This is a genomic window from Minwuia sp. IMCC3009 (assembly GCF_029909415.1).
Classification (GTDB): domain Bacteria; phylum Pseudomonadota; class Alphaproteobacteria; order Minwuiales; family Minwuiaceae; genus Minwuia.
The window spans coordinates 1923301-1948135 of the sequence record NZ_CP123781.1 but is presented as its reverse complement, the minus strand read 5'-3'; the positions used below and the strand labels follow the sequence as shown (position 1 = coordinate 1948135).

The 24835-nt window shown below is 64.6% G+C and carries 22 protein-coding genes and 1 riboswitch; of the genes, 10 read left to right on the top strand and 12 right to left on the bottom strand.

The features are described 5' to 3' along the window. Positions 1-123: 123 nt before the first annotated feature. Positions 124-546, top strand: coding sequence for a MaoC/PaaZ C-terminal domain-containing protein (locus QGV55_RS09135; protein ID WP_281017127.1), 423 nt, complete (start codon positions 124-126; stop codon positions 544-546). Continuing rightward, positions 543-1184, top strand: coding sequence for a hypothetical protein (locus QGV55_RS09130; RefSeq protein WP_281017128.1), 642 nt, complete (start codon positions 543-545; stop codon positions 1182-1184). Before QGV55_RS09135 ends, QGV55_RS09130 begins: the two co-directional genes overlap by 4 nt. Here the strand turns inward: QGV55_RS09130 and QGV55_RS09125 are convergent, their stop codons facing one another. Together QGV55_RS09125 and QGV55_RS09120 are read right to left on the bottom strand one after the other, a co-directional pair. Further along, positions 1185-1757 carry a UbiX family flavin prenyltransferase gene (locus QGV55_RS09125; protein ID WP_281017129.1) on the bottom strand — a complete coding sequence of 191 codons (573 nt, stop codon included), beginning with the start codon at positions 1755-1757 and terminating at the stop codon, positions 1185-1187. Positions 1758-1773: 16 nt separating this feature from the next. Further along, positions 1774-3174 (bottom strand): FAD-linked oxidase C-terminal domain-containing protein, encoded by a 1401-nt coding sequence (locus tag QGV55_RS09120; protein ID WP_281017130.1) that lies wholly within the window; start codon positions 3172-3174, stop codon positions 1774-1776. Between the two features lie 171 nt (positions 3175-3345). Here QGV55_RS09120 and QGV55_RS09115 point away from each other — a divergent pair, with 171 nt between their 5' ends. Together QGV55_RS09115 and QGV55_RS09110 are read left to right on the top strand one after the other, a co-directional pair. Continuing rightward, positions 3346-4887, top strand: a complete 1542-nt coding sequence (locus QGV55_RS09115) for an AMP-binding protein (RefSeq protein WP_281017131.1) — start codon at positions 3346-3348, stop codon at positions 4885-4887. A gap of 6 nt (positions 4888-4893) precedes the next feature. After that, the gene (locus QGV55_RS09110; protein ID WP_281017132.1) at positions 4894-5499 is read left to right on the top strand and encodes a DsbA family protein; all 606 of its coding nucleotides are present in this window, start codon (positions 4894-4896) and stop codon (positions 5497-5499) included. On the opposite strand, the gene QGV55_RS09105 is transcribed toward QGV55_RS09110, so the two are convergent. After that, a complete protein-coding gene (locus tag QGV55_RS09105) occupies positions 5487-5948 on the bottom strand; it encodes a DUF192 domain-containing protein (RefSeq protein WP_281017133.1) in 462 nt (153 codons plus the stop codon). The genes QGV55_RS09110 and QGV55_RS09105 overlap by 13 nt on opposite strands. 2 nt (positions 5949-5950) lie before the next feature. Continuing rightward, a complete protein-coding gene (locus QGV55_RS09100) occupies positions 5951-7066 on the bottom strand; it encodes an acetoin utilization protein AcuC (RefSeq protein WP_281017134.1) in 1116 nt (371 codons plus the stop codon). Between the two features lie 43 nt (positions 7067-7109). Then, positions 7110-7215: riboswitch (TPP riboswitch) on the top strand. Here QGV55_RS09100 and QGV55_RS09095 point away from each other — a divergent pair. The 4 genes from QGV55_RS09095 (at position 7211) to QGV55_RS09080 (ending at position 11319) form a co-directional block, all read left to right on the top strand. Further along, positions 7211-7972: an ABC transporter ATP-binding protein gene (locus QGV55_RS09095; RefSeq protein WP_281017135.1), complete on the top strand. Its 762-nt coding sequence runs from the start codon at positions 7211-7213 to the stop codon at positions 7970-7972. It overlaps the preceding riboswitch by 5 nt. After that, positions 7969-8739 (top strand): ABC transporter permease, encoded by a 771-nt coding sequence (locus QGV55_RS09090; protein WP_281017136.1) that lies wholly within the window; start codon positions 7969-7971, stop codon positions 8737-8739. The genes QGV55_RS09095 and QGV55_RS09090 overlap by 4 nt, the downstream gene beginning before the upstream one ends. A 41-nt stretch (positions 8740-8780) precedes the next feature. Beyond that, positions 8781-9740 carry an ABC transporter substrate-binding protein gene (locus tag QGV55_RS09085; RefSeq protein ID WP_281017137.1) on the top strand — a complete coding sequence of 320 codons (960 nt, stop codon included), beginning with the start codon at positions 8781-8783 and terminating at the stop codon, positions 9738-9740. Between the two features lie 76 nt (positions 9741-9816). Further along, positions 9817-11319 carry an NAD(P)/FAD-dependent oxidoreductase gene (locus tag QGV55_RS09080; protein ID WP_281017138.1) on the top strand — a complete coding sequence of 501 codons (1503 nt, stop codon included), beginning with the start codon at positions 9817-9819 and terminating at the stop codon, positions 11317-11319. 15 nt (positions 11320-11334) lie between these two features. On the opposite strand, the gene panC is transcribed toward QGV55_RS09080, so the two are convergent. The 6 genes from panC to QGV55_RS09050 all read right to left on the bottom strand — a co-directional run bounded on the left by panC (position 11335) and on the right by QGV55_RS09050 (position 18730). Next, positions 11335-12195 carry a pantoate--beta-alanine ligase gene (gene panC / locus QGV55_RS09075; RefSeq protein WP_281017139.1) on the bottom strand — a complete coding sequence of 287 codons (861 nt, stop codon included), beginning with the start codon at positions 12193-12195 and terminating at the stop codon, positions 11335-11337. Positions 12196-12222: 27 nt separating this feature from the next. Then, positions 12223-12702, bottom strand: coding sequence for a polymer-forming cytoskeletal protein (locus tag QGV55_RS09070; protein ID WP_281017140.1), 480 nt, complete (start codon positions 12700-12702; stop codon positions 12223-12225). Beyond that, complete coding sequence (locus QGV55_RS09065; protein ID WP_281017141.1) at positions 12671-14122, bottom strand: peptidoglycan DD-metalloendopeptidase family protein; 1452 nt, start codon at positions 14120-14122, stop codon at positions 12671-12673. Before QGV55_RS09065 ends, QGV55_RS09070 begins: the two co-directional genes overlap by 32 nt. 302 nt (positions 14123-14424) lie before the next feature. Then, positions 14425-15255, bottom strand: a complete 831-nt coding sequence (locus tag QGV55_RS09060) for a ferritin-like domain-containing protein (RefSeq protein WP_281017142.1) — start codon at positions 15253-15255, stop codon at positions 14425-14427. Then, the gene (locus QGV55_RS09055; RefSeq protein WP_281017143.1) at positions 15252-15722 is read right to left on the bottom strand and encodes a peroxiredoxin; all 471 of its coding nucleotides are present in this window, start codon (positions 15720-15722) and stop codon (positions 15252-15254) included. Before QGV55_RS09055 ends, QGV55_RS09060 begins: the two co-directional genes overlap by 4 nt. A gap of 71 nt (positions 15723-15793) precedes the next feature. Continuing rightward, positions 15794-18730, bottom strand: a complete 2937-nt coding sequence (locus tag QGV55_RS09050; protein ID WP_281017144.1) for a bifunctional [glutamine synthetase] adenylyltransferase/[glutamine synthetase]-adenylyl-L-tyrosine phosphorylase — start codon at positions 18728-18730, stop codon at positions 15794-15796. Between the two features lie 143 nt (positions 18731-18873). Here QGV55_RS09050 and QGV55_RS09045 point away from each other — a divergent pair, with 143 nt between their 5' ends. Then, positions 18874-21987, top strand: a complete 3114-nt coding sequence (locus QGV55_RS09045) for a DUF3971 domain-containing protein (protein ID WP_281017145.1) — start codon at positions 18874-18876, stop codon at positions 21985-21987. Positions 21988-22013: 26 nt separating this feature from the next. Here the strand turns inward: QGV55_RS09045 and QGV55_RS09040 are convergent, their stop codons facing one another. Beyond that, entirely contained in the window at positions 22014-22670 is a 657-nt protein-coding gene (locus tag QGV55_RS09040; RefSeq protein WP_281017146.1) for a TetR/AcrR family transcriptional regulator, read from the bottom strand. A 205-nt stretch (positions 22671-22875) separates the two neighbouring features. On the opposite strand from QGV55_RS09040, the gene QGV55_RS09035 reads away from it, so the two are divergent. Next, positions 22876-23964 carry a ferritin-like domain-containing protein gene (locus QGV55_RS09035; protein ID WP_281017147.1) on the top strand — a complete coding sequence of 363 codons (1089 nt, stop codon included), beginning with the start codon at positions 22876-22878 and terminating at the stop codon, positions 23962-23964. Between the two features lie 49 nt (positions 23965-24013). Here QGV55_RS09035 and QGV55_RS09030 read toward each other — a convergent pair whose 3' ends face one another. Further along, positions 24014-24808 carry an enoyl-CoA hydratase/isomerase family protein gene (locus QGV55_RS09030; protein WP_281017148.1) on the bottom strand — a complete coding sequence of 265 codons (795 nt, stop codon included), beginning with the start codon at positions 24806-24808 and terminating at the stop codon, positions 24014-24016. Between the last annotated feature and the right edge of the window lie 27 nt (positions 24809-24835).

Genomic DNA, 24835 nt, shown 5'->3' with positions numbered 1-24835 from the left:
AGTGTTGCAGCACCCAAGGTAGAGCATCTGGCCGGTTCCGAAAGACCGCAACGCGTTTCCATTGTGCATGGCATCAGTTACGCTCGCCCCATGCGCCCGGTCAGATATTTCGATGATTACGTTTTGGGGGACAGGTTCGTCACGGATCGCGTGACGATCACGGAGGGGATGATCCTGCAGTTCGCGCGGATGTACGACACGCAACTGTTTCACATCAATCTCGACAAGACGGCGGAGAGCAATTTCGGCGGTCTGATCGGCAGCGGATTGCAGACCCTCAACTTCAGCTTCGCCCTGTTCTTCAGGCTGGAGCTGGTGCAGCCCGTGGCCCTGGGGGGACCTGGCCTGGACAACCTGCGCTGGACGCGGCCGCTGCGCCCCGGTGACACAATCCATGTGATCTGCGAGGTCACGAAGATCGTGCCATCCCGCAGCAAGCCCGACAGGGGCATGCTGACCATGCGCCACGACACCTTCAATCAGCATGATGAACTGATCCTGACCTTCGACTGCATGCATCTGCTGCGGCGGCGGGAAGCGGCATGAGCTTGCGCGGGCTGACACTTGGCGGGCTGCTGTTGCTGCTGGCGGCCTGCGGCGGGCGTGGTGATCTGCCCCCGCCGGTGATCGAGGATCCGCGCCTGTCGCGCAATGGTGAGCTGTCAGGGGTCGCGGGGCTGACCCAGGACGACTGGAACGCGCTGGACCGGGACCTGAAACGCGCGGTCTTCAGGCTGGGCTTTCTCGAACGTCTCGGCACCGAATGCACGAACCTGTTCCCGGAGCACACGGATTTCCTGGGCGAGTTCGCGCTGCTGGTGCAGCGCGGACTGACGAACGGGGTGCAGCGCGCCATTGCCATGGAAACGGAGCGGCTGCGTCTGGCCGGTGATGGCCGGGAACGGGCGGTGATCGCACTGCTGGCGATGCGCCGTGCGAAGATGGATGTGCCCGGCATGATGGCGGACCAGATCAACATTCTCGCCACGACCCCGGTCGATGGTCATGACGCTGTTGTCAGCGCCTGCGGGTTGCTGTTCGAGCGGGAGGGCCGACGGGACCTGATGCGGACGGTTTCGGTGCCGCTGGAGGCCTATTACGCGACCATCGAGGCGGAGTATCCAGCATTGCACGGCAAGGGTGAGAAGGTGACACGGATCCGGCGGATCCTGGAGCGGATCTGATCAGCCTTCCGGCGTCTCCTTCCAGCGGTGGGCGAGGCCGCTGTCGATGTCGAACAGGTCCAGTACCCGCCCGACGGTGTGATCCACCATTTCATCCAGGCTCGACGGCCGGGCATAGAAGGCCGGGACCGGCGGCATGATGATCGCGCCGGCTTCGGTCGCCTGGCTCATCAGCCGCAGGTGACCGGCATGCAGCGGGGTTTCCCGCACCATCAGCACCAGTCGCCGCCGTTCCTTCAGCGTCACGTCGGCGGCCCGCGCCAGCAGGTTTCCGGCGGCACAGTTCGCCACCTCCGACAATGTCTTGATGGAGCAGGGGGCGATGACCATGCCCCTGGTGCGGAAGGACCCGCTGGCGATCCCGGCACCGACATCGCCCACGGGATAGCTGACGTCGGCCAGCGCACGCACCGCATCGACGCTCCGGTCAGTCTCCGCGTTGATGGTCAGGGCCGCGGCCTTGCTCATCACCAGGTGGGTTTCCACCGACTGGTCGCGCAGGACCTCCAGCAGGCGGATGCCATAGGCCGCGCCGCTGGCCCCTGACATGCCGATGATCAGGCGTTCGGTCATGGGGTGCGCGGTTTCCTCAGACGGTGAAGATCTTGCCCGGATTCATGATGTTCTGCGGGTCCAGCGCATTCTTGATCATGCGCATGAAGCTGATGGCATCGCCGTGCTCCGCCTGCAGGAACTTCATCTTGCCGGTACCGACCCCATGTTCGCCGGTGCAGGTGCCGCCCATGGACAGGGCGCGCTCCACCATGCGGTCGTTCAGGGCATCGGCGCGCTTGAACTCCTCCTCGTCACCCTCACCCAGGACAAAGGCGAGGTGGAAGTTGCCGTCGCCGACATGGCCGACAATCGGGGCGATCAGCTTCGATTCCACGATGTCCTTCTTGGTCTCCAGGATGCATTCCGCCAGCCGGGAGATCGGTACGCAGACGTCCGTCGCCCACAGCACGGAATTGTTGCGCAGCGCCTTGGCCGAATAGGCCGCGTCATGGCGGGCCTGCCAGAGCTTGGTCCGCTCCTCCGCCTGGGACGTCCACTGGAAGTTGGCACCGCCGAACTCGCCGCAGATATCGCCCATGCTGCTGGCCTGTTCGGCCACGCTGGCTTCCGAGCCATGGAACTCCAGGAACAGGGTCGACATGACGGGATAGTCGAGACCGGAATGACGGTTGATCGCGTCCATCTGCACGTCATCCAGCAGTTCGATGCGCGCAATCGGAATGCCGCACTGGATCGTGGTGATGACCGCGTTCACCGCGCCCTCCAGATCGGGGAAGGACACAACGGCGGAGGTAATGGCCTCCGGAATGCCATAGAGCCTCAGCGTCACCTCGGTGATGATGCCGAGCGTTCCCTCCGACCCGACCATCAGCCGGGTCAGGTCATACCCGGCGGAGGATTTCCGGGCGCGGCGGTTGGTGCGGATGATGCGCCCGTCGGCCATGACGCAGGTCAGGGCGAGCACGTTTTCCCGCATCGTTCCGTACCGGACGGCATTGGTGCCGGAGGCCCGGGTTGCCGCCATGCCGCCGAGGGAGGCGTCCGCGCCCGGATCGATGGGGAAGAACAGCCCGGTGTCGCGCAGGTACTCGTTCAACTGCTTGCGGCGGACACCGGCCTGCACGGTGCAGTCCAGATCCTCGGGATTGACCTCAACGACAGCATCCATCTGGCTCAGATCAACCGTCACGCCGCCGCGGGTCGGGATGACGTGGCCTTCCAGCGAAGTGCCTGTGCCATAGGCGATGATCGGCACGTCGTTGGCGGCGCAGATCTTCACGATGGCCGACACTTCCTCCGTCGAGTGGGCGAAACAGACCGCGTCGGGCATGGAACCATGATGATAGCTCTCGTCATGGCCGTGGTGTTCACGCACCGCCGTGGCCGTGGTCACGCGGTCGCCAAGCAGGTCCTTCAATGCCGCCAGCGTGGTGTCGAGCGTCTCGCTGTCGGGTCTCAGGGCGGTATCGGCCATGTTCACAATCCTCCGTCCGGGCGCAGATGCGCACCTCTTGTTGCTTGCACGTTATAGCAATTGCGGGGCCGATGAAACGTTGACCGTAACCCAGGCAACCTATTGCAACCGACAGCCAAACCCGCCTTTACTGCGGGCCGAATTCGACATGACCCGGGGAGGAGTTACACGATGGATGTCCGGACGCTGATGGCCCGCGCGGCAACCTTCTATGCGGATCGCGAAGCGGTGGTCTGGCGTGACCGCAGGCTGACCTTTGCCGAGGCCTGGGACCGTGCGGTCCGCCTGGCCAATGGTCTGATCGCGCTGGGGGTCAAGCCCGGCGACCGGGTCGGGGTGCTGGAGGACAATTCCATCGAGGCGGCGGACTTCTTCGCCGGGGCCGCCATCGCGGGCGTCGTGCGCGTGCCGCTCTACGCCCGTGACAAGCGGGAGATGCACCTGCACATGCTTGGGCATACCAACTGCAAGGCCGTGCTGGTGGCTGCGCACTATGCCAGCGACATGGACGGCTTCGTCGATGAACTGCCGGATCTTGAGCATGTGATCGTGCGTGATGATGGCTACGAGGACTGGCTGGCGGCGCAGTCGGACGTGATGCCGGAGGTGGAGATCGACCCCGACGACAATTTCATCATCCGCCACACCGGCGGCACGACCGGCAAGCCGAAGGGCGTCGCCTATACGCACAAGGCCTGGCTTGCGGCGGGGCGTGACTGGTTCTACCTGTTTCCGCCGGTTGAGCCGGGGGACAAGTGCCTGCATGTCGGCCCGATCAGCCATGGTTCCGGTTACCAGTACCTGCCGGTCTATCTCTCGGGTGGCTGCAACGTGCTGCTGGACCACTTCCACCCCGGCGAGACGTTGGACCTGATCGCGGAGGAGGGCATCGCCTATGCCTTCTTCGTGCCGACCATGCTCAACACCATGCTGCAGGACCCGACGGCTCGGGACCGTGACTATTCCAGCCTGAAGTGCATTCTGGTTGCTGCCGCGCCGATTTCGGATGCCACCGCCTATCTGGCGCGCGATGTCTTTGGCCAGGATGCGCTGTATCAGGGCTATGGCCAGACGGAGGTGCTGCCGGTGTCCATGATGGGGCCAAGGCAGTGGTTTGCGGAGATGGAGGGCTCGAATCCCATCCGGTCCTGTGGCATGCCGCTGCCCTTTGCCGAGATCGAGATCTGGGACGAGGAGAACAATCCGGTCCCGCTGGGTGATCCGGGCGAGATCGTGGCCCGGACGGACGGCCAGATGGTCGGCTTCTGGAACAACCCGGAGGCGACGGCGGAACGCATCGTGCGGGGCTGGGTGAAGACCGGCGATGTCGGCCGGCTGGACCGGAACGGCTACCTCTACATCCTCGACCGCTCCGACGACATGATCATCTCCGGTGGCTTCAATATCTGGCCGCTGGAACTGGAGAACGTCATCGCCGACCTGCCGGGCGTGGTGGAGGTTGCCGTGTTCGGCGTGCCGCACGAACGCTGGGGCGAGACCCCGCTGGCGATCTGCGTGCTGGACGGCACGGCAGAGGTGACGGAGGAAGACGTGATCCGCACCTGCGTCGAGCGGCTGGGGTCCTACAAGAAGCCTTCGAAGGCCGTGTTCCAGAAGGATCCGCTGCCCAAGTCACCGGTCGGCAAGATCCGCCGCAAGGATCTGCGCGAACCCTATTGGAAAGGCATCGACCGCCGCGTCGCTGGCAGCTGACCGGCGGTGACGGCGGGGCAGGGGGCCGGGCGATCCCGGATCGAATTCTGGTACGACTTCGCCAGCCCCTATGCCTATGTCGCGGCAGAGAGAATCGCCCGATTGCCGGAAGCGGACAGGGCGCGGTTCATCTGGCGCCCGTTTCTGCTTGGCGCCGTCTTCGCACACCACGACCCGGACGCGGGCAACCGTCAGCCGATGAATGCCGCCGCACGCGCCAACAAGTGGCGTGATCTCGCGCGCCTCTGTGCATGGTTCGGGATCGGCTGGTACGGGGAGGGGCTGCGCAGATACCCGCCCGACAGCCTGCGGGCGCTGCGCCTCGCCCTCGTGATCGATGATCCTGGATTTGCCCTAAAGGTCTTTCGCGCCGCATTCGCGGAGGATCGGGATATCGCCGACCCGGTGGTGCTCGCGTCCCTCGCGGGCGCATCGGGCCAAGTGCAGCAGCAGGCCGCCGAATCCGCGGAGATCAAGCGCCAATTGCGCCGGAACGGCGAAACAGCCATTGCCGCAGGCATCTTCGGCGCCCCGAGCTTCCTGGTCGGTGAGGAACTGTTCTTCGGTCAGGACCGGCTGGACCAGGCACTCGGCTGGGGTCAGCCGGGCTGATTGCCAAAGATCCGGTGTCTGACCTGGTCGCCTTCGGCAATGCCGATCACACGGGCCACGCCGCCGTTGATCTCCAGCACCGCTGAAGCGGGTTTCATGGAGGGGATCGGGGTCTCGTCGTAGGGGACGGCGCGATGATGGATGTGGACGATGATGCCCCGCCGGTCGATGAAGATGATGTCGAGCGGCAGCGGGGTGTTCTTCATCCAGAAGCTGAGAGGCTGTTCCCGTTCGAAATCGAACAACATGCCGTGGTCGAGTGGCATGGACTGCCGGAACATCAGGCCGCGACGGCGGCTGGCCGCATCATCGGCAAGCTCCACGGCGAAGCGCCGTTCGCCGCCGGCGGTCTCGACAGTCAGGCTGCTCAGATCCTGTGCCGCAGCGGGGGCAACGGTCGCCACGGTCAGGAGCAGCAGCAGGAGGATGGGGCGGAGAAGGATTCGCATGGTCAGGAGGTTTCCATTCCCGGCAGGGCCGTGGCAAGTGCCGCCAGACCGTCAGGGCCGTCGTTCGGCTGGTCGGCCAGGGTCGTGAACCAGTGCTCCGGCGGATTGCGGCCCGCCTGGCGATGCCATGTGAGGTCCCGCAGGATCCGTTCCGCCCCGGCAGGCAGGCGCGATGGCCGCGCAAACCCGGCCAGGGCACCCCAGATACCGGTCCAGCAGCGCGCGACCGACCAGGGATTGTAGCCGCCGCCGCCCAGCACGATCAGTCTTGGCGCAATCCGGTCAACGGAGCGCACGGCCCGCCAGATGGCACGGTTGGAGAGCTCCAGGCGGCTCAGCGGATCATCGGCCAGTGCGTCGGCACCGCACTGCATGATCACCACATCCGGCGCGAAGGCCGTGACGCGGGGCAGCAGTTCCTGTTCGAACACGCTGCGGAACAGGCTGTCACCGGACCCCCTTGGCAGCGGCCAGTTGCCCACCGTCGGCGTCTGGCGGTGCGGGGTTTCCACCCGATGCGGCCAGCGGCCATGTTCGTGGATGGAGAGCGTCAGGACGGTGGGATCATCGTGGGTCGCATCCTCCACCCCGTCGCAATGGTGCGCGTCCACGTCCACATAGGCGATACGTCCGACGCCGTGGTCTTGCAGTCGCAGGATCGCCAGCACGGGATCGTTGAAGTAACAGAAGCCGGAGGCGCGGTCGGGACGCCCGTGATGGGTGCCGCCCGCAGGCGTGTGAACCCGCCGTGCCCTGTCGCCGGCAATCAGGTCGGCGGCGAGCAGGCTGGCCCCGACAGCGGTGGCCGGTCGGCGGAAGATCTCGCCATAGACCGGGTTCTCCAGCTTGCCGATGTTGTGCCTGGCGATCAGCTCCGGTGTTGCCTTCTGCGTCCGCTCGGCCTGCATCACCGCCGTGACATAGGCCGGATCGTGGAACCGGCAGAGCTGGTCCACGGTCGCCAGCGGGCTTTCGATGTAGCAGTCGTCATCCAGCCAGCCGAGCGCCCGGCAAAGGTCCATCACCGTGGAGACACGGGGGATGGCCAGTGGATGCCGCCGCCCGTAGCGCGAGGTCCGGTAGATCTCGCTGCCGATGAAGACCGTGTCTGCCCGCACGTCGAACCGCTCCCCTCGACAGGATGACTTCTGCCTATATAGTGCGTCGAACCGGGGGAGCCGCAAGTGTGGCTGAGAGGTGCATGACGCACGACCCCTTGAACCTGATCCGGTTGGTACCGGCGTAGGGAGGGATCGTGGCCCATGGGCGTTCCGCCGGGCACATCACCAGAAGCATCTGCCGACGAAGGCTTTGGCCTCGCGCTGCGCGACCTTTCCGTCGCCTATGGCGCGCGTACGATCCTGCGCGACCTGTCACTGGATGTGCCTGCGGGCAGCACGACCTGTCTGCTGGGGCCGAGCGGGATCGGCAAGTCGACCCTGCTGCGACGGGTGGCCGGATTGATTGACGGGCCGGGCACGGTGCAGGCGACGGATGGCCAGCCGCTGGCGGGCCGTGTGGCACTGATGGGGCAGGGGGACGGGCTGCTGCCCTGGCTCAACGCACTGGACAATGTCCTGCTGGGGTCGCGGCTGCGCGGAGAGCGCGCGGATCGGGACAGGGGACTTGCCATGCTGGCGCGGGTCGGCCTGGCGGAGGCGGCTGAATCCCGACCGGCAACTCTCTCGGGCGGCATGCGGCAGCGGGTGGCGCTTGCCCGGACCCTGATGGAGGACTGCCCGCTGGTCCTGATGGACGAACCCTTCTCCGCCGTGGATGCGCTCACCCGGCTTCGCCTGCAGGATCTGGCCGCGGAAATGCTGGCCGGGCGCACGGTGCTGATGGTGACCCATGATCCGTGGGAAGCGATCCGCATCAGTCATGCGATCACGGTCATGACCGGTGATCCGGCGACCATCAGCCGAACCCTGGAACCGGGCGGACAGACGCCACGCGCCATCGACACCGACAGCGCCCGGGATCACTGGCGCCAGTTGATGGAAGCGCTGGGGGAGATGGCATGAGCCGCCTGCTGACCGCTGTCGCCACCACCTTCGTGTTGCTGGGGCTCTGGCAGGGCTACGTCCAGGTCAGCGGGATCGAGCCATTCCTGCTGCCCGGCCCGATTGCGGTCATCGAGACACTGATCGCACGGCATGAACTGATCCTGCGCCATCTGGGCACCACCGCGCAGGAGATCGTCCTGGGGCTGCTGATCGGCACGACGCTGGGTGTCGCCGCCGCGATCCTGATACACGCCATTCCGGCAGCGCGGCGCATTGGCCTGCCGTTGCTGGTCATCAGTCAGGCCGTGCCGGTCTTCGCTCTGGCACCGCTGCTGGTGCTCTGGCTCGGTTACGGTCTCTGGTCGAAGGTCGCCATGGCGGTGCTGATCATCTTCTTCCCCGTAACAACGGCCTTCCTCGACGGCCTGCGGCGGACGGAGCCGGGGATGCTCGATCTGGCCAGCATCATGTCGGCCACCCTGCCTCCTTTCCGGCGCACGGTCGCGCTGATGCTGCATGTCCGCATTCCTGCCGCCCTGCCTGCGCTGGCATCCGGGCTGCGCGTTGCGACCGGTGTCGCGCCTATCGGGGCCGTCGTGGGGGAGTGGGTCGGCTCCAGTGCCGGGCTCGGCTACCTGATGCTGCACGCCAACGGACGGATGCAGATCGACCTGCTGTTCGCCGCGCTCTTTGTCCTGGCGCTGTTTTCCGTCCTGCTCTGGCTCAGCGTCGATGCGCTGTTGCGCAGGGCGCTGCCATGGCAGCCGGACAGCTTTGCCAGATGAGTGAATTCCCTTTCCTTTCAGAACGCTGGAGTGAATATCTCATGAAAAGAATTCTGCCCCTGATGCTGTCAGCCCTGCTGCTGACGGCAACCGCCCTGCCTGTCAGGGCGGCGGACAAGCTGACCGTCCTGCTGGACTGGTTCGTCAACCCGGACCATGGCCCCCTGTATGTCGCCCAACAGATCGGCGCGTTCGAACGGCGCGACCTGGAGGTGACCTTCATCGCCCCGGCTGATCCGAACGATCCGCCGAAACTGGTTGCGGCCAGGCAGGCGGAGCTGGCCATCTCCTACCAGCCGCAACTGCATATCCAGGTGGCGCAGGGGCTGCCGCTCAAGCGCATCGGTACGCTGGTCGCGACGCCGCTGAACAGCCTCGTCGTTCTGGCCGACGGGCCGATCCGATCGCTGGCCGACCTGAAGGGCAAGCGGATCGGCTTCTCCGTCGGTGGCTTCGAGGATGCGATCCTGGCCGCGATGCTGGCTCCGCACGGGCTTTCGCTTTCGGACGTCGAATTGATCAATGTCAATTTCTCCCTCTCGCCTGCGCTCTACTCTGGTCAGGTCGATGCGGTGATCGGTGCGTTTCGCAATTTCGAGCTGAACCAGATGGACATTGTCGGCAAGCCGGGCCGTGCCTTCTTTGTGGAGGCAGAGGGTGTGCCCGCCTATGACGAACTCATCGTCGTCTCGCACCGGGATACGGTGGATGACCCCCGTCATGTGCGCTTCCTCGCCGCGATCGAGGAAGCGGTGCAGTACATGGTCAACGACCCGAAAGGTGCATGGGAACTGTTCCTTGTCGCCAACCCGGACCTGGACGATGAGCTGAACCGCCGCGCCTGGCGCGACACGCTGCCTCGCTTCGCATTGCGTCCCGCCGCGCTTGATCACGGGCGCTATGCCCGTTTCGCGGCATTTCTGGCGGCGCAGGGGCTGATCGAAAAGGCGGCTCCCGTCAGCGACTATGCGGTCGAAGCAGGTCGACAAGACGGGCGCTGAGGCAATATGAAGGACGTAACAGACCGGCGGTCAGTTAACGTCGGTCTGTTGTGGCCAGCTTGGGGAGGATTTGGGCATGAACGTCAATGTTGCGGCTCGGCATGAGGCAGATCAGGCAGCGACACACTTCGATGTACTGATTGTCGGTGCCGGCATCTCCGGCATCGATGCCGCCTACCATCTGCAGCAGCATTGCCCGGAACGCAGTTTTGCCCTGCTGGAGAACCAGGAGAGCTTCGGCGGGACCTGGCTGACCCATACCTATCCCGGCATCCGGTCCGACAGTGACCTGTTCACCTTCGGCTATGGCTGGAAGCCCTGGCACGGCAAGCCCATCGCGCGGGCCGACAAGATCCTGAGCTACCTGAACGAGGTGCTGGACGAGCAGGATATCCGCCGCCACATCCGCTATCAGCGCCAGGTCAGGACCGCGACCTGGTCCAGTGAGACCCAGACCTGGACGCTGGAGGTCCTGCAGCACGAAACGGGTGAAACCGTGGAGATGACCTGCAATTTCCTCTGGATGTGCCAGGGCTACTACAAGCATCAGGAAGGCTACACGCCGGACTTCCCCGGCATGGCGGACTTCAAGGGGCAGATCGTGCACCCGCAGCGCTGGCCGGCGGATCTGGACTACACGGGCAAGAAGGTCGTGGTGATCGGCTCCGGCGCGACCGCCGCGACACTGATCCCGGCCATGGCCGACGATTGCGAGCACATCACGATGCTGCAACGGTCCCCGACCTATTTCGCGGCCCGCCCGAACGTCAACGAACTGGCGGAGCAGTTGCGCAGCCTGGACATTCCGGAGGAGTGGACGCACGAGATCGTGCGCCGCAACATCCTGAAGGAACAGCGGATGATCACTGCCGCAGCAGTGCATACGCCGGAGGTGGTGAAGCAGCAGTTGCTGACCATGGCGAGGGAGCATCTGGGTGACGACTTCGACATCGACAAGCATTTCACCCCGTCCTACCGCCCGTGGCAGCAGCGGCTGGCGCTGATCCCGGACGGGGACCTGTTCCAGAAGCTGAAGTCGGGGAAGGCGTCCGTGGTGACCGACCGGATCGACACGTTCACGGAGACGGGCATCAGGCTGAAGTCCGGGGACGAGCTGGAGGCCGACATCATCGTCACGGCGACGGGCTTCAACATGGCGATCCTGGGCGACATTGCCTTCACCATCGACGGCAAGCCGATGAACTTCGCCGACCGGATCACTTGGCGCGGCTTCATGTATTCGGACTTCCCGAACATGGCCTGGGTCTTCGGCTACTTCCGGGCGAGCTGGACCCTGCGTGCGGATCTGATCTCCGCCTTCGTGACGCGGTTGCTGAACCATATGGCGGCGAAGGACGCGAAGTCCGTGACCCCGGAACTGCGGGATCAGGATCAGGGCATGAAGCTCGGCCCCTTCATCGATCCCGAGAACTTCAATCCCGGCTATGTCAGCCGCAGCCTGGACCGGATGCCGAAGCAGGGTGACCACGAACCGTGGCTGTTCGAGCATGACTATTTCGCGGAGAAGGACATCCTGCCGAAGGCTGATCTGGAGGACGGATCGCTGGTCTATCGCTGAGCGGCGGCAGGTCCGTCAGGTCGGCGTATCGACCGGTACATTGTCGATCAGGCGGGCCTTGCCGAGGTAGACGGCTGCGAAGGCGCGTGCAGGACGTTTTGGCCGATGGCTGAGTTCCAGCGTCTCGGCGTCGCGGACTTCCAGATAGTCCACCTGGCCGAACCCGGATTTCGCCAGTCGCTTCAGCCCCTTGTCGATGGAGCCGCGCACATCCTCACCACGTCCCGCGGTCTCGGCAATGTCCGTCAGGATGCTGAAGAGCTGCGGCGCGACGGCACGCTCCGGCTCGGTCAGATGCCAGTTGCGCGATGACATGGCGAGGCCATCCGCCTCCCGCACCGTGTCGATGCCGCGAATATCGACGGGGATGTTCAGGTCCTCGACCATGCGCCGTACCACCATCAGCTGCTGGTAGTCCTTGCGGCCGAAGTAGGCCCGGTCCGGCAGACACTGCAGCAGCAGCTTGGTGACGACAACGGCGACTCCGCCGAAGTGACCGGCCCGCGTCGCGCCGCAGAGACAGTCCGTCAGGCCGGCAACCTCCACGCTGGTGGCGAACCCGGACGGGTACATTTCGTCCGGCAACGGCGACCAGATGGCATCGACGCCGGCGGATGCCAGCATGGCTGCGTCACGATCCATGTCGCGGGGATAGGCCTCCAGGTCGGAGGCGCGGTCGAACTGCTTCGGATTGACGAAGATGGAGACCACGGTCCGGTCGTTCTGGGCGCGGGAATTGCGCACCAGGGACATGTGTCCGTCATGCAGGAAGCCCATGGTGGGAACCATGCCGACGCTCTCGCCGGACTGCCGCCAACCGCTGACCCGCGCGCGCAACTGGCGCACGGTGGTGATGATTTCTGGACTCTGGGTCATGGTATCAGGCGTTGCTGCTGACGATCATCAGGACGCACTGGCGACCCGGTCACCGTCGATGCTGACCGGTTTCACGGTCGGCGCCGGATCCTGATCGGGCTTCGTGCGCAGAATGGCCTTCAGCGGCTCGTCCATCATGCCCTTGCCATCCGCCTTGCGGACCTGGCCTTCGAGATGGGCACCCGCCTCCATGGCGAGGGAGGAATGCCAGATGTCGCCAACGACCCGCGCCGTGCTGGCAAGGGTCACGACATCCCCATGAATGCGTCCGCTGATCTGGCCCCGGATATCGACGTGCTTCGCCCGCACCTCGCCCTCCACCGCGGCACCCGTACCGACGACCAGCTTGCCGCACTTGATGTCGCCGATGACGCGGCCATCGATATGCACCTCGCCATCCGTGACCATGTCACCTGTGATCTCCAGGCCGCGACTGATGATGGAAGGAGGCGAAGGTTCGGTCTTGCGACCGGCCTCAGCCCTTGGCGTCTTCGACTTTGAAAACATTGCGTCCTGCCTTCAGGAATTGCTCCGGGTCGACAAGCTCCCCCTGGAACTCGATCTCGTAGTGCACGTGGCTGCCGGTACTGCGACCGCTCGACCCCATTCTACCTACCTGATCATGGAAAGCGACCCGGTCACCCACTTTGACGTCGATCGACCGCAAGTGCCCGTAACGGGTGATGAATCCGGCACCATGGTCGATCTCGACCATCCGGCCATAGGCGCCGTTCCAGTCCGCGAATGTCACGATGCCGGGTGCCGTGGCATGGATCGGTGTCCGTGGCGGCGCGGCTATGTCGATGCCCTTGTGCACCGACCGGCGACCGTTGATGGGGTCCTTCCGCGTGCCGAACTTGGAGGAGATGTAGCCGACCACCGTCGGGCGGGCGAGGGGCACACGCTCCAGCAGCACCTGCATGGTTTCCCAACGGGCGAGGTCCTGCTCCAGCGTGCCGACCACATGCTCGAAGCTGTCCTCAGGCGCATCGATGGCCACATCGATCTGCGGACCACCCTGTCCCTGACTGTCATCGCGTGCCGCGGCCAGCAGCTTGTCCAGCGGCAGGCCAGTCTGCTGCAGGGTGCGGGTCAGCGTGCCGATGTTCCGCCGCGCACGCTCGCCCACGCCCCGCAACAGCACGAGCTGGTTCTGCCGCACATCGTCGAGACGCATTTCCAGGTTGTCCACCAGACCGGCGAGGGCGGAGCCACGCTGCTCGGCAAGGACCTGGCCCTGATGGGTGTTGGTCAGGGCATCAGCGGTCGCGGCCAGCCGACGACGCAGGTCGGCATTGCTGCGACGGGTATCGCCCAGATCGTTGCGCAGGACACCAAGCTGGATGGCCAGCCTGCTGGCCTCCGACATGGCCAGATCCCGTGCGTCGGCTGTGGAGGCAAGCTGCCGCCCGCGATCCTTCAACTGCTGGCGCAGGGCGATCATGCCTTCCGTGGTTTCATTCAGGGCCGACTGCATGGCGCTGATCTGCTGTGCCTGGTCCCGCCGCGCATGTGTCTGCAGTTGCAGGCCGTTCGAGGCGCCCGCCAGTGCCGCCGACATCTCGACCAGGCGCTGCTCGACAAGCTGGCTCGCGGCGAGACGCGCGTTCAGGCGTCGGTTCAGGGCTGCGACCTCGTCATCCAGTTCGGCGGATGCAGAGCGTGTCCGGCGGTAGTCGTTCTCGACTGCTGCCAACCGGATCTGCGCCTGAGTCAGCTCTCCTTCAAGTTCACTTCGTGTCGCAAGAAGTCGGCGCAACTCACCGTACTGGCGTTCTATTTCGGTTGTTGCATTGGAATAATGTGCCTGCGTGGCGGCCAGCATGCCGTTCAGCCGCATGCGCTGCCGTTCCAGATCGACAATGGTCGATTGCTGCTGGGCAATGACGTCCGCGCGCCGCTCCCGATCAAATGTCGCGTACGACATCCAGCCGACAAGCGTCGCAAGCGCAACGAGTACACTGACCTGAAGCCCGGTTCCGATGGTGAGGTATCGGACCCGCGCGTCCACCCTCACAATGACGTTGCGTTCCGGCAATAGGTGCCGAACGCGGTCCCACAAGTGCGCCAACGCGCCAACCTCCTGCATTGGTTCGCCATCGGTTCCGGTCTGCAACGGTCCGACGATCAATCATGTTGTCCGGCCAAGCCACCCTGATGCCGGAATGATCTGGATAAAACGCAAATCAGACGATCAGTTCAACGACAAAAAACAATTGACAGTGTCGATCATGCATCAATGCCGGGCAGGGGATCGGCCAGGGGCTCATACATGTCCGGCTCCATGCCGGCTTCACGTCGCGCGGACTCGTTGAAGGGACGCTTCAGCTTTCCCCGGAAACCGGCGCGCACCTGCGCGTGCCAGTGCTGTTCCAGTTCCGCCCCGGCAAGTCCGGTCAGTGCGCCGTACCAGCGTGTCGCCGTGGCCACATGCGTGATCTCGTCACGGTAGATGACGGACAGGACCTGCGCGGTCTCCTCATCCCCCAGCCGCCGCATCCGATCGATCATGGCCGGTGTCACATCCAGTCCGCGCGCTTCCAGTACCATGTGCGCAACGGCCAGCCGGGCCACGAGATCGTGGGACGTATCCATTGCCGCTTCCCACAGACCGTCGTGAGCCGGCAGGTCGCCATAGTCAGCTTCCAGATCACGCAGGCGCTGTTGCAGCATCAGGAAATGCCGGGCCTCGTCATCCGCGACCTGCAGCCAGTCGTCGAAGAATCGCCGGGGCAGGGTCGGGGAGGCGAAGCGTGCCACCAGATCGACCGCCAGATCGATTGCATTGAGTTCGATGTGCGCGATGGCGTGGATCAGCGCAATACGGGTGGCGCGGGTGCCGCCCTTGCGCCGTCGCGGCATCTCGCGGGGCGGCAGCAGTTCCGGGCGGGCCGGTCGGGCCGGACGCCGTGGGGCATCCGGCTGACCAGGTACAGCGAAGCGTCCCGCCTGCCAGTCGGCATGAAGGCGGCGCGCCGCCCCGGCCTTCTCCACCGCGTCAGGGATGGAGAGGATCGCCGCCGCCGCCGCCGTCATGGTTTCGGGAATGGGAGGGGTCAAAGGGCCTTCACGGCCTCCAGCACTTCCTCCGCATGGCCCGGCACCTTCACCTTGCGCCAGGTCCTGGCAATCTTGCCATCAGCGCCGATCAGGAATGTCGAACGCTCGATACCCATCGACTTCTTGCCGTACATGCTCTTCTCGACCCAGACGCCATAGGCCTCGCAGACCGATCCATCCTCGTCGGCGGCCAGCACCACATCCAGTTCGTACTTGGCCTTGAACTTGTCGTGCTTCGCGACGGTATCCTTCGAGACGCCGATGACCTCAGCGCCCGCAGCGCGGAAGTCGCCGATCAGGCCCGTGAAGGCAATCGCTTCCTTGGTGCAGCCCGGTGTGTCGTCGCGCGGATAGAAGTAGAGGACAACAGCCTTGCCGCCCATTGTATCAAGGCTTGCCGTGCCGCCGCTGTCGGTCGGCATGCTGAACCCCGGTGCCTTGTCGCCTGTATCGACCCTGTCAGTCATGTTCTTCGATTCTCCCGTCGTTGTGGCGGCGAAACGGGTGTCGCCGCAGTCTGAATGCGTGCCGGTCCGGCTCAGTCCCGACCGACAATCCGATCATATACGTCACTGATCAGCGTCTGGGTTTCAACCAGCCTTTCGCGCACACCGTCGAATGATTCCGTTCCCATGAGACGGGCGAGCAGGTTGCGGAAATCCGGTGAGGCTGCTTCTTCGGTGAACTTGCCGCTGAAGCAGAGCCGCAGCAGGGACTGGGTCCCCTGCAGATCGGCATGGGCCTGGATCAGTGACCCGGTATCCGCCCCGTCCAGCAGGTCGTGCGCGCCCAGCCGCTTCAGCGCGGTCGCGACATTGCCACTGACGATCCCGGGATGGCGGTGGGCATTGGCCAGGATCAGGTACTGCACCATGAACTCCAGGTCGACGAGCCCGCCGCGAACATGTTTCACGCCCCAGATATCGCGGGTGCCGTGGTGCGCCATGATCCGTGCCCGCATGTCCCGGACCCTGTTGCGCAACTCGTCCGCATCCTGTTCCCGCGTCACCACTTCATGCAGGACGCGGTTCAGGTCGCACACCAGCGACTCGGGGCCGGTGATGACCCGCGCCCGCGTCGCCGCCATCAGTTCCCATATCCAGGCATCCTGCCGCATGTAGCTGGCGTAGGCGGAAAGCGGGACCGCGACGGCGCCGGAATTGCCGGACGGGCGCAGCCGCATGTCGACTTCGTACAGCATCCCCTCCGACGTCAGGCTGGAGATGGCGGTGATGTAGCGCTGACTGACGCGGGTGAACCATGGGCCGATCGACAGGGGGCTGTCCCCGTCCGAGCTTTGCACGTCCTGCCCGTCGTCATAGACAAAGACGAGATCCAGGTCGGACCCGAACGCGAGTTCCTGGCCCCCCAGCTTGCCCATTGCGATCACGGCCATGCCGGCGGGTGCGACGGTGCCGTGGCGCACCGCGACCTGCCGGATGACACGGGGCAGCAGGTCCTGCAGAACGGTATCGGCGGTGAGGCTGAGTCCCTCGCCCGCCACATGGGCGCCGATCCGCCCCTCCAGCAGGTCGACACCGATGCGGAACTTCCGTTCGTTCGCGAAACGCCTGACGGCGTCCAGTTCACCCTCGTGATCCTCGGCATGGGACTGCTCGACGGCAATCCGATCCAGCGCGGCCTGCGGGTCCAGCAGATCGTCGTCGCCGGGTTCCAGCAGACTGTCGAGCAGGTGCACCTTGCGGCTGAGTGTTTCAGCCAGCCCCGGCGCGGTTCCCATGATTCGGGCCAGCAGACGCAGCAGTCCCGGATTGGCATGCAGCAGCGACATGAACTGGATGCCGGCCGGCAGTTGCTTCAGGAAACTGTCGAAGCGTCGCAGGGCCGCATCGGGATTGGCCGTGGCGGCAATCGCCTTCAGCAGCGCCGGGACCAGATCGTTCATCAACTGGCGCGCGCGGGAGGTCCGGGTGGCCCGGTACCGGCCCGCATGCCAGCCCTTGATGGTCTCGATGATCCCTTCGGGTGACTGGAACCCCATCTGTTTCAGCGTCTCGACCGTACCCGGATCCAGATCGGTGCCGGTGAAGACCAGGTTGCCGCGATCTGCCGCCAGGCTCGGGGCCTCCGCGAACAGGTCGGCATAGTGATCATGGACCAGGGTCAGTTGCGCGGTCAGCGCTTCGGCAAAGGCATCCGCGTCAGCGAAGCCGGAGAAGCGGGCGAGCCGCCGCAGCGCCTCATCGGATTTCGGCAGCACCTGCGTCTGACTGTCATCGAGCATCTGCAGGCGATGTTCGATGCGCCGCAGGAAGCGGTATGCCTGTGCCATTTCCTCCGCCACATCCGGCTCCAGACGCTCGGCTGCCACCAGCAGGTGCAGGGCCTCGATTGTCCTGCGGTTGCGCAGGCTCGGATCCCGGCCCCCGAAGATCAGCTGCTGCGTCTGGGCGAAGAACTCGATCTCCCGAATGCCGCCACGCCCGACCTTGATGTCATGACCGGCGACGGTGATCCGGTCATGGCCCTTGTGGGCATGAATCTGGCGCTTGATCGACTGGATGTCGGCGATTGCCGCATAATCGAGGTTGCGACGCCAGATGAAGGCGTCGATCTCCTCCATGAAGCCTGCGCCCGCGACCAGATCTCCGGCGGCGATGCGTGCCTTGATCATCGCCGCGCGTTCCCAGTTCTGGGCCAGTGTCTCGTAATAGAGAATCGCCGCCTCCGACGATAGTGCGAGCGGGGAGGCCGCCGGGTCCGGGCGCAGCCGCAGATCGGTGCGGAACACGTACCCCTCCGGTGTGCGTTCCTGCATGAGCTGGACGAGCTTCCGGATCATGCGCGGATAGAACTCCCGGGGGGCTTCGAGTGCGCGGGCGTGAGCCGCCTGTTCGTCGAACAGGACGATCAGGTCGATGTCGCTGGAATAGTTGAGCTCACCGGCACCCATCTTGCCCATTGCGATGACGAACAGTCCTGACCCTTCAGCCGGGTCATCGGCATTGGCCAGCTTCATGTGGCCTTCGGCTTCGGCCTGCCTGAGCAGGAATCGCAGCGCACTCCGAACCGCGCCATCAGCGAAGTTGCTGAGGGCCTGCGTCACCTGTTCGACTGTCCAGACACCGCCGGTGTCGGCCATGGCGATCAATAATGCGATCCGGCGCTTGATACGGCGCAGGCTTCCCGCCATCTGTCGGAAGGAGGCCGGGTCCGACCAGCAACTCTCCAGCTGTCGCATCTCGGATTCCAGCAGGGTCTCGACGGGGACCTGCAACAGGGACACCGGCAGATCCGCCTCCCGGTGAATCAGGGCGGTCAGGTAGGGGCTGTTGCCAAAGATGCCATCCAGCAGTTCACCCATGTGCGGATGTCCGATGACGTTCTGCCGGTCCTCGGCTGTCACACCACCGTCAGACGTGCCCGCAGACAGCCATTTCTCGCGCGAACGTGCGACGGCGTCGGCATTGTCCACCAGTGGCTTTTCGATGATGCTGTCGGCAAAAGAGGTCAAGTCAGATTCCTGAGCTGGAACAATCGGGTCCACACGACCGTCCCACCAACCCTGAGCGCCACGCGCGGTCCGGTCAAGGCAGGCGTACGCGTCGTCGCGGTACCCGCAAACGCGGTATTGCGGGCCGTCTCGGCATGCTGCTGATGGCACTGCTCGGTGCCGTCTTCGCGGTCAGCACAGCCGCCGGTATCGTCGCGGCCTGGCGTCTGTCCGAAGGACCGGTCGCACTTGGTTTCATGACTCCCTGGCTGCAGGAACGCATCGGCGAACTGCCGAACGGCAATACCCTGCATTTCACCAGCGTGCAGGTCGTCTGGGACGGGGAGTCAGGCGCGCTGGATCTTGAGGTTCTGGACGCCGGCCTGACCTCGGCAGATGGCACCCAGGTCGCAAGCGTGCCCGAGGCCGCGCTGTCGTTCGATGGTGCTTCCCTGCTGCAGGGCCAAGTGAGACTGCGGACCGTCAAGCTGCGGGGGCTGATGCTCGATGTTCGGCGCAAGGTCGATGGCGGCCTCGAACTCGGACTGGCGGGTACGGACAGTGATGACGGGGAAGCAGACAGCGCCCTGCGTCCGATGAATGACTTGCTGGATGAGTTGTTCGCACCGGGGGACGGTGACACCGGGCCGTTCTCGCGGCTCAGCCGTATCGTGCTCCGGGACAGTCAGATTGTCCTGAACGATGTCGCCCGGAACCGGTTCTTCCTGCTGCGCGTTGACAGCATCTCCATCAGCGCCGCGTCCCGTTCAGTCCTCGTCGAGGGACAGATGGTTCTGGAGGCGGGACGGTTGGAACTGCCGCTCGATGTCGGACTCATCATCAACCGGGAGACCGGATTCACGCTGGCCAACATCGACTTCGAACCATTCTCGATCCCCGAAATGTCGGAGGCCCTGTCGGGCCCGAAACCATTGCTGGGGTTCCAGTTTCCGGTTTCGGGGCGTGTTTCCGTCCAGGTGAATGCCGAGGGCACTGCCGAGAAGATCCGGCTGGAACTGACTGCCGGTCGCGGCCAGATCGCCTTGCCCGGCATTCTTGCCGCGCCGGTGCCGGTCACCAGAGCCGAACTGAAAGGTGTCTTCGATCCGACTTCGCTGGTCCTGTCAGTCGACCGGCTCGACTATGATTCAGGTGTCGTGCAGGCCCAGGCCAGCGGGCGGGTCGCGATAACCGATGCTGGCCCTGACCTTGATATCGTGATCGAGGGCGATGATCTGCCCGTGGTGCTGATTCCGGCCTACTGGCCCGTGGATCGCGCCGCCAACGCAAGGAAATGGATCGAGGCACATCTGCTTGGCGGTCGCGCCGATCAGGTCCGGGCGCACCTGGACATGCGACCGGAGCACTGGTCGCTGCAGGTGCCGCCTGATGCGTCGCTGGACGTCCAGTTGAAGTTCCGGGACGCGCGCGTCGCCCTCTACGAACCCTATGACGACATTACGGGCGGCAAGGGCGCGGTGGCGGTCACCGGGCGGACCCTGAAGGTATCGATGGATCAGGGCCGGAGCGCCGGTCTGAAACTGTCCGATGGCGTCCTGAGCATTGACGACTTCGGCAAGGCCGCACCGCTGCTGACGACGGAGTTCGTGGGGGAGGGGACAATTGCCGCGTCCGTGGCGGCTTCCGTCCGTGGTGCCTTGGCCCGCTCCGTCGGCGGTGCGCCGGATGTTTCCGGCATGACTGGCGAAGCCGCCACCCGGGTACGCCTTTCGCTGCCCGTCTCGTCGGACACGAAGCTGGAAGAGATCAGCATTGCAGCCGCATCCCATGTGCGGAATGTCACGGCGGAAGGACTGTATGGCGGCATGCGGTTCACGGCTGATGCGCTGGCGCTTCGTGTCGATGCGGAACGTCTGGCCGTGGAGGGAGCCGGTGAACTGAACGATGTGCCATTGGCATTGCGCTGGATCCAGGAGTTCCGGCCGGATGACGGTTTCGGACAGCATTTCAGCGTCGGGGGCCGCATGGACCGCGCCTCGTTCACGCGACTTGGCCTTGAAGTGCCGGACTGGATCACTGGCGCGGTTGGTCTGCGCTCCGACATACACATCAAGGATGATGGCGTCATTGCCGCAACGGTGAACCTTGATCTCGTCCAGACGGGACTGGAGCCACCGGGCGGCGTCTGGCGGAAGATGCCCGGCGCACCAGCCGAGGCCGCGTTCCAGGTATTTCGTACCCCATCCAACGTCATACGTCTGGATGCGGTGGAAGTGTCCGCCCCTGATCTGACGTTCCGGGGTGCGGTTTCCGGCTCGCTGGCAGGCGGCCTGGAGAATCTGGAGATCGAGCTGCTGCAGTTGGGGGATGATCGCCTGTCCGGACAGCTTCGCCGCCTTGACGGGTCGGCCTGGGGACTGGATATCGCGGCGGAGTCACTGAATGCGGAACCCTTCGTCGGCATCACTCGGGAATCATCATCGGATGAGCCGTCCGAACTGAACCTCGAGGCGGCTTTCACGTTTGGCAGCCTGCGGCTTGATCCAGCGCTGACGATCACCAGCGCCAGCGGACAACTCTCTCTGGTTGATGGTCATCTCGCGCGGCTTGAGACCAGCGGGCTGGTCGGGGGAACGGAGCCGCTTTCGGTTTCCGTGACGCCGAAACAGCCCGGCACGGCGGGCGGCGTGGGGACCAGGGATCTGCTGGTCGAGAGTGGTGATGCGGGCGCCATGCTCTCCGCGCTGGACCTCACCGATGCCTTGCGGGGGGGCAAGCTGCAGATCACGGCAAGCATCGCCCCGGACGGGCAGGCCACGGGCTTGCTGGGGATAGACAGTTTCCGCCTGACGGAGACTCCCACAGCCGCACGCCTGCTTTCCCTCGCCTCCCTGACCGGGATCGGCCAGGCCATGTCGGGGGAAGGGCTGGGATTCGTGCGGGCCGATGTTCCGTTTCGCTATGACGGTGCGCGGTTGAGCTTCAGCGGCGCGCGGGCCACCGGTCCAGCACTCGGGATCACGGCCGATGGCTATGTCGACCGGGAAACAGAGGAAATCCGGTTGGTTGGCAACGTCATACCCGCCTATTCGCTGACCCGGGTGCTGGGGGCGATACCGCTGATCGGGACAATCCTGGGCGGCGATGACGGCATCTTCGGCGTGACCTACCTGATCGAAGGTCCGGCGGCCAGGCCGACCATTACCGTGAACCCGCTCTCGGCGCTGGCGCCAGGTATCCTGCGGCGCATGTTCCTGGAACCGGTGGATCCGAACCAGCAGCTCGAGACCTTCGAACCGCCGGTCAACGACCGGTAGAGTCGCCTCGGGCCGATGCCGAAGCCTCAGGGCCGCGATACAGGCAGTCCGGTGATGCGGCAGACGGCCAGGGTCAACTGGTCGACGAGAGCCGAATCGCCGATCTGGTAAGGACCCGGCCGGTTGATGATCGCGTTGTTCAGGGTGCCGATCACCATCTGCAGGGCGAATTGGTAGGTCCGCTTCTCGACTGTCTCGCGGAAATTGTCGCTGCATTCGGACAGGGACTCAAAGCTGACCCGGACGACACGAGCGCCGGCCTGCTGCAGCACGGAAATCGCGTCCGGCTGACGAAGCTGCCGGGCCGTGATCGCGCGCAGCAGGCCCTGATTGGCATGCAGGAAACCGTGCGCGACAGAAACGACGTGCCAGATCCCGACCTGGGCGGACAGGTCCTTGAAACGGGAAGGCGACAGTTCCTCGGTCACCAGGTCGTCCAGCTCGGCGACGACCTCCTCCAGAATGACATCCAGCAGGGCATCCTTGTCCTTGAAACGCTGATAGAGCGTCCCGACGGAACATCCGGCCTCTGTCGCGATCTGTTCCATGCGCAGGGTGTCGAACGGCACGTTCTGCAACAGGCTCCGTCCCGCCCGCAGGATGGCCTGCTGGCGCGCCATCGACCGTTGCTGTCGGACGGGCATGACACGTGCGTCGTTTTCTTCCGGGTCAGAGGCGCTCATGACTTCCCACCATGTTCATTCGTGTTGCCGTAGCCCATCGTGCGGCCTCACTCCAGCCCCGTTCGCTGAGGCACCGGTTTCGCGCGCATCAGCCGGATGGCCGGAGCGGGAACTGCGCCCTGATTCTTGCCAGAACAGGTATTCCTTGACAAGTGAATATGAATTCACTTTCATGTTTGTCAAACAGGAACAAGGGAGAGAGCAGATGACAACAATCGACCGCTATGTCCTGCCGGTGGAGAGCACTGGCTGGAATTTTGATGGCAAAACCGAGATCGCATTTGTCTGGGAGTATGATGACGAGCGCGAGAAGCTGCTGCAGCTCTACGACAAGGGAAAGAAGCAGCAGTGGGACGCCGCCGAGCGCATCGACTGGTCGATAGACCTGGATCCCGAGAACCCGATGGAGATCGATGACCGGATCGTTCCGATCTACGGGACCGACATCTGGAACCGGATGACGGACAAGGAAAAGACGCAGACCCGCATCCATCAGCAGGCCGCGCAGATCTCCCAGTTCCTGCACGGGGAGCAGGGTGCCCTGATCGCCACCTCCAAGATCGTGGCGACGGTGCCGCATCTGGATGCCAAGTTCTACGCCGCAACACAGGTGATGGACGAGGCCCGGCATGTGGAAGCCTACAACCGGCTGCTGCACGAGAAGATGGAACTGGCCTATCCGATGACCCCGGGCCTGAAGACGCTGCTGGAGCAGGGGCTGACCGACAGCCGCTGGGACATGACCTATCTGACCATGCAGGTCCTGATCGAAGGGCTGGCGCTGGCTGCGTTCCAGCGTATCCGGGACTATTCGACCAATCCGCTGGCCGCGGCCGTCAACGCCTATGTCATGCAGGACGAGGCGCGCCACGTTGCGTTCGGCCGTCTGTCGCTGCGGGACTTCTATCCGGAACTGACCCAGTCGGAGCGGGACGAGCGGGAAGAGTTCGTCGTCGAGGCCTGCTACCACATGCGCGACCGCTTCAACCAGATGGAAGTCTGGGAACAGCTTGGTCTGCCTGCCAGGGAGTGCGCCGCTGCAGTGATGGAATCACAGCACATGGCCCAGTTCCGCCAGCGCCTGTTCAGCCGCGTCGTGCCCATCGTCAAGGATATCGGTCTCTGGGGTCCGCGGGTCCAGAGCGCCTTTGCCGAGATGGGGGCGATCCAGTTCGCGGATGTGAATACCGAGGAGATGCTGGAGAACGACAGCAAGGTTGCCGATGAACATGACCTGAAGATGTTCGTCGAACGGGAAGCCGGACCACTGCCGAGCCAGGCAGCAGCAGGCTGAGGCTCAGGCGGACGCGGGCCGGATGCTGGTGCATGCGGCCCGCGCCTGATCAACTGCCTGTCCAGTTCGGCGGGCGTTTCTCCAGGAACGAGTCAACGCCCTCCTGATAGTCGTTGGATGTCTGGCTGAGGGCGTACTGGTCCAGGTCCATGAAGCTGACGGCATGGTTCAGCGCCTTGGCGGCCACGTCCACGTCGCGCTTGCACATGCGCACCTGCACCGGCGGCAGTGACGCGATGCGTTCGGCCATCTTCATGGATTCGGCCAGGGCTTCGCCCTTCGGCGCGACTTCGTCCGCCAGACCCCAGTCGAGCGCCCGATCCGCCCCTACGCGTTCTGCCATGACAACCACGCGCTTCGATTTTGCCGGGCCGCACAGGTTCACGAAGCGCGGGACCGAATTCCAGCTCATGTTCATGCCCCGCTCGATCTCCGAGACATAGAGCGTCGAGCCTTCCGCCATGACACGCAGGTCCAGCGACACGGCCAGCGCGACTCCGCCCCCGACGCACCAGCCCTCGATGGCGCAGATCGTCATCTGCTCCAGATCCTCCCAGGCCTTGCACATGCGCGGGCCGGTCTGCAGCAGCTTCCGCCGCTTCTGCAGCGGAGCCGTGCGCATGGCCACGGAATGGGGGTCCTTGAGATCGAAACCCATGGAGAAATTGTCTTCCCGGCCCGTCAGCACGATGACGGATGTCTCCAGATCCTCATCGAAGTGCTTCGCGATCGCGGTCAGTTCCTGCATGGCCTCCAGCGACAGCGGATTGGCCGCGACACCGCGATCGAAGCGAACGATCGCGATGCGTCCCATTTTCTCTATCGTCGAGAACTTCCATTCCATGGCTTCCTCCCCCATAACTGTCTGCCA

What these genes read in the sequence shown, in the direction of transcription:
- QGV55_RS09055 (WP_281017143.1), bottom strand. Translation starts at nt 15,722, where the DNA reads ATGACTGACAGGGTCGATACAGGCGACAAGGCACCGGGGTTCAGCATG.
- QGV55_RS09130 (WP_281017128.1), top strand. Translation starts at nt 543, where the DNA reads ATGAGCTTGCGCGGGCTGACACTTGGCGGGCTGCTGTTGCTGCTGGCG.
- QGV55_RS09040 (WP_281017146.1), bottom strand. Translation starts at nt 22,670, where the DNA reads ATGAGCGCCTCTGACCCGGAAGAAAACGACGCACGTGTCATGCCCGTC.
- QGV55_RS09085 (WP_281017137.1), top strand. Translation starts at nt 8,781, where the DNA reads ATGAAAAGAATTCTGCCCCTGATGCTGTCAGCCCTGCTGCTGACGGCA.
- panC (WP_281017139.1), bottom strand. Translation starts at nt 12,195, where the DNA reads ATGACCCAGAGTCCAGAAATCATCACCACCGTGCGCCAGTTGCGCGCG.
- QGV55_RS09035 (WP_281017147.1), top strand. Translation starts at nt 22,876, where the DNA reads ATGACAACAATCGACCGCTATGTCCTGCCGGTGGAGAGCACTGGCTGG.
- QGV55_RS09090 (WP_281017136.1), top strand. Translation starts at nt 7,969, where the DNA reads ATGAGCCGCCTGCTGACCGCTGTCGCCACCACCTTCGTGTTGCTGGGG.
- QGV55_RS09095 (WP_281017135.1), top strand. Translation starts at nt 7,211, where the DNA reads ATGGGCGTTCCGCCGGGCACATCACCAGAAGCATCTGCCGACGAAGGC.
- QGV55_RS09105 (WP_281017133.1), bottom strand. Translation starts at nt 5,948, where the DNA reads ATGCGAATCCTTCTCCGCCCCATCCTCCTGCTGCTGCTCCTGACCGTG.
- QGV55_RS09065 (WP_281017141.1), bottom strand. Translation starts at nt 14,122, where the DNA reads ATGTCGTACGCGACATTTGATCGGGAGCGGCGCGCGGACGTCATTGCC.
- QGV55_RS09030 (WP_281017148.1), bottom strand. Translation starts at nt 24,808, where the DNA reads ATGGAATGGAAGTTCTCGACGATAGAGAAAATGGGACGCATCGCGATC.
- QGV55_RS09045 (WP_281017145.1), top strand. Translation starts at nt 18,874, where the DNA reads ATGGCACTGCTCGGTGCCGTCTTCGCGGTCAGCACAGCCGCCGGTATC.
- QGV55_RS09125 (WP_281017129.1), bottom strand. Translation starts at nt 1,757, where the DNA reads ATGACCGAACGCCTGATCATCGGCATGTCAGGGGCCAGCGGCGCGGCC.
- QGV55_RS09120 (WP_281017130.1), bottom strand. Translation starts at nt 3,174, where the DNA reads ATGGCCGATACCGCCCTGAGACCCGACAGCGAGACGCTCGACACCACG.
- QGV55_RS09070 (WP_281017140.1), bottom strand. Translation starts at nt 12,702, where the DNA reads ATGTTTTCAAAGTCGAAGACGCCAAGGGCTGAGGCCGGTCGCAAGACC.
- QGV55_RS09080 (WP_281017138.1), top strand. Translation starts at nt 9,817, where the DNA reads ATGAACGTCAATGTTGCGGCTCGGCATGAGGCAGATCAGGCAGCGACA.
- QGV55_RS09115 (WP_281017131.1), top strand. Translation starts at nt 3,346, where the DNA reads ATGGATGTCCGGACGCTGATGGCCCGCGCGGCAACCTTCTATGCGGAT.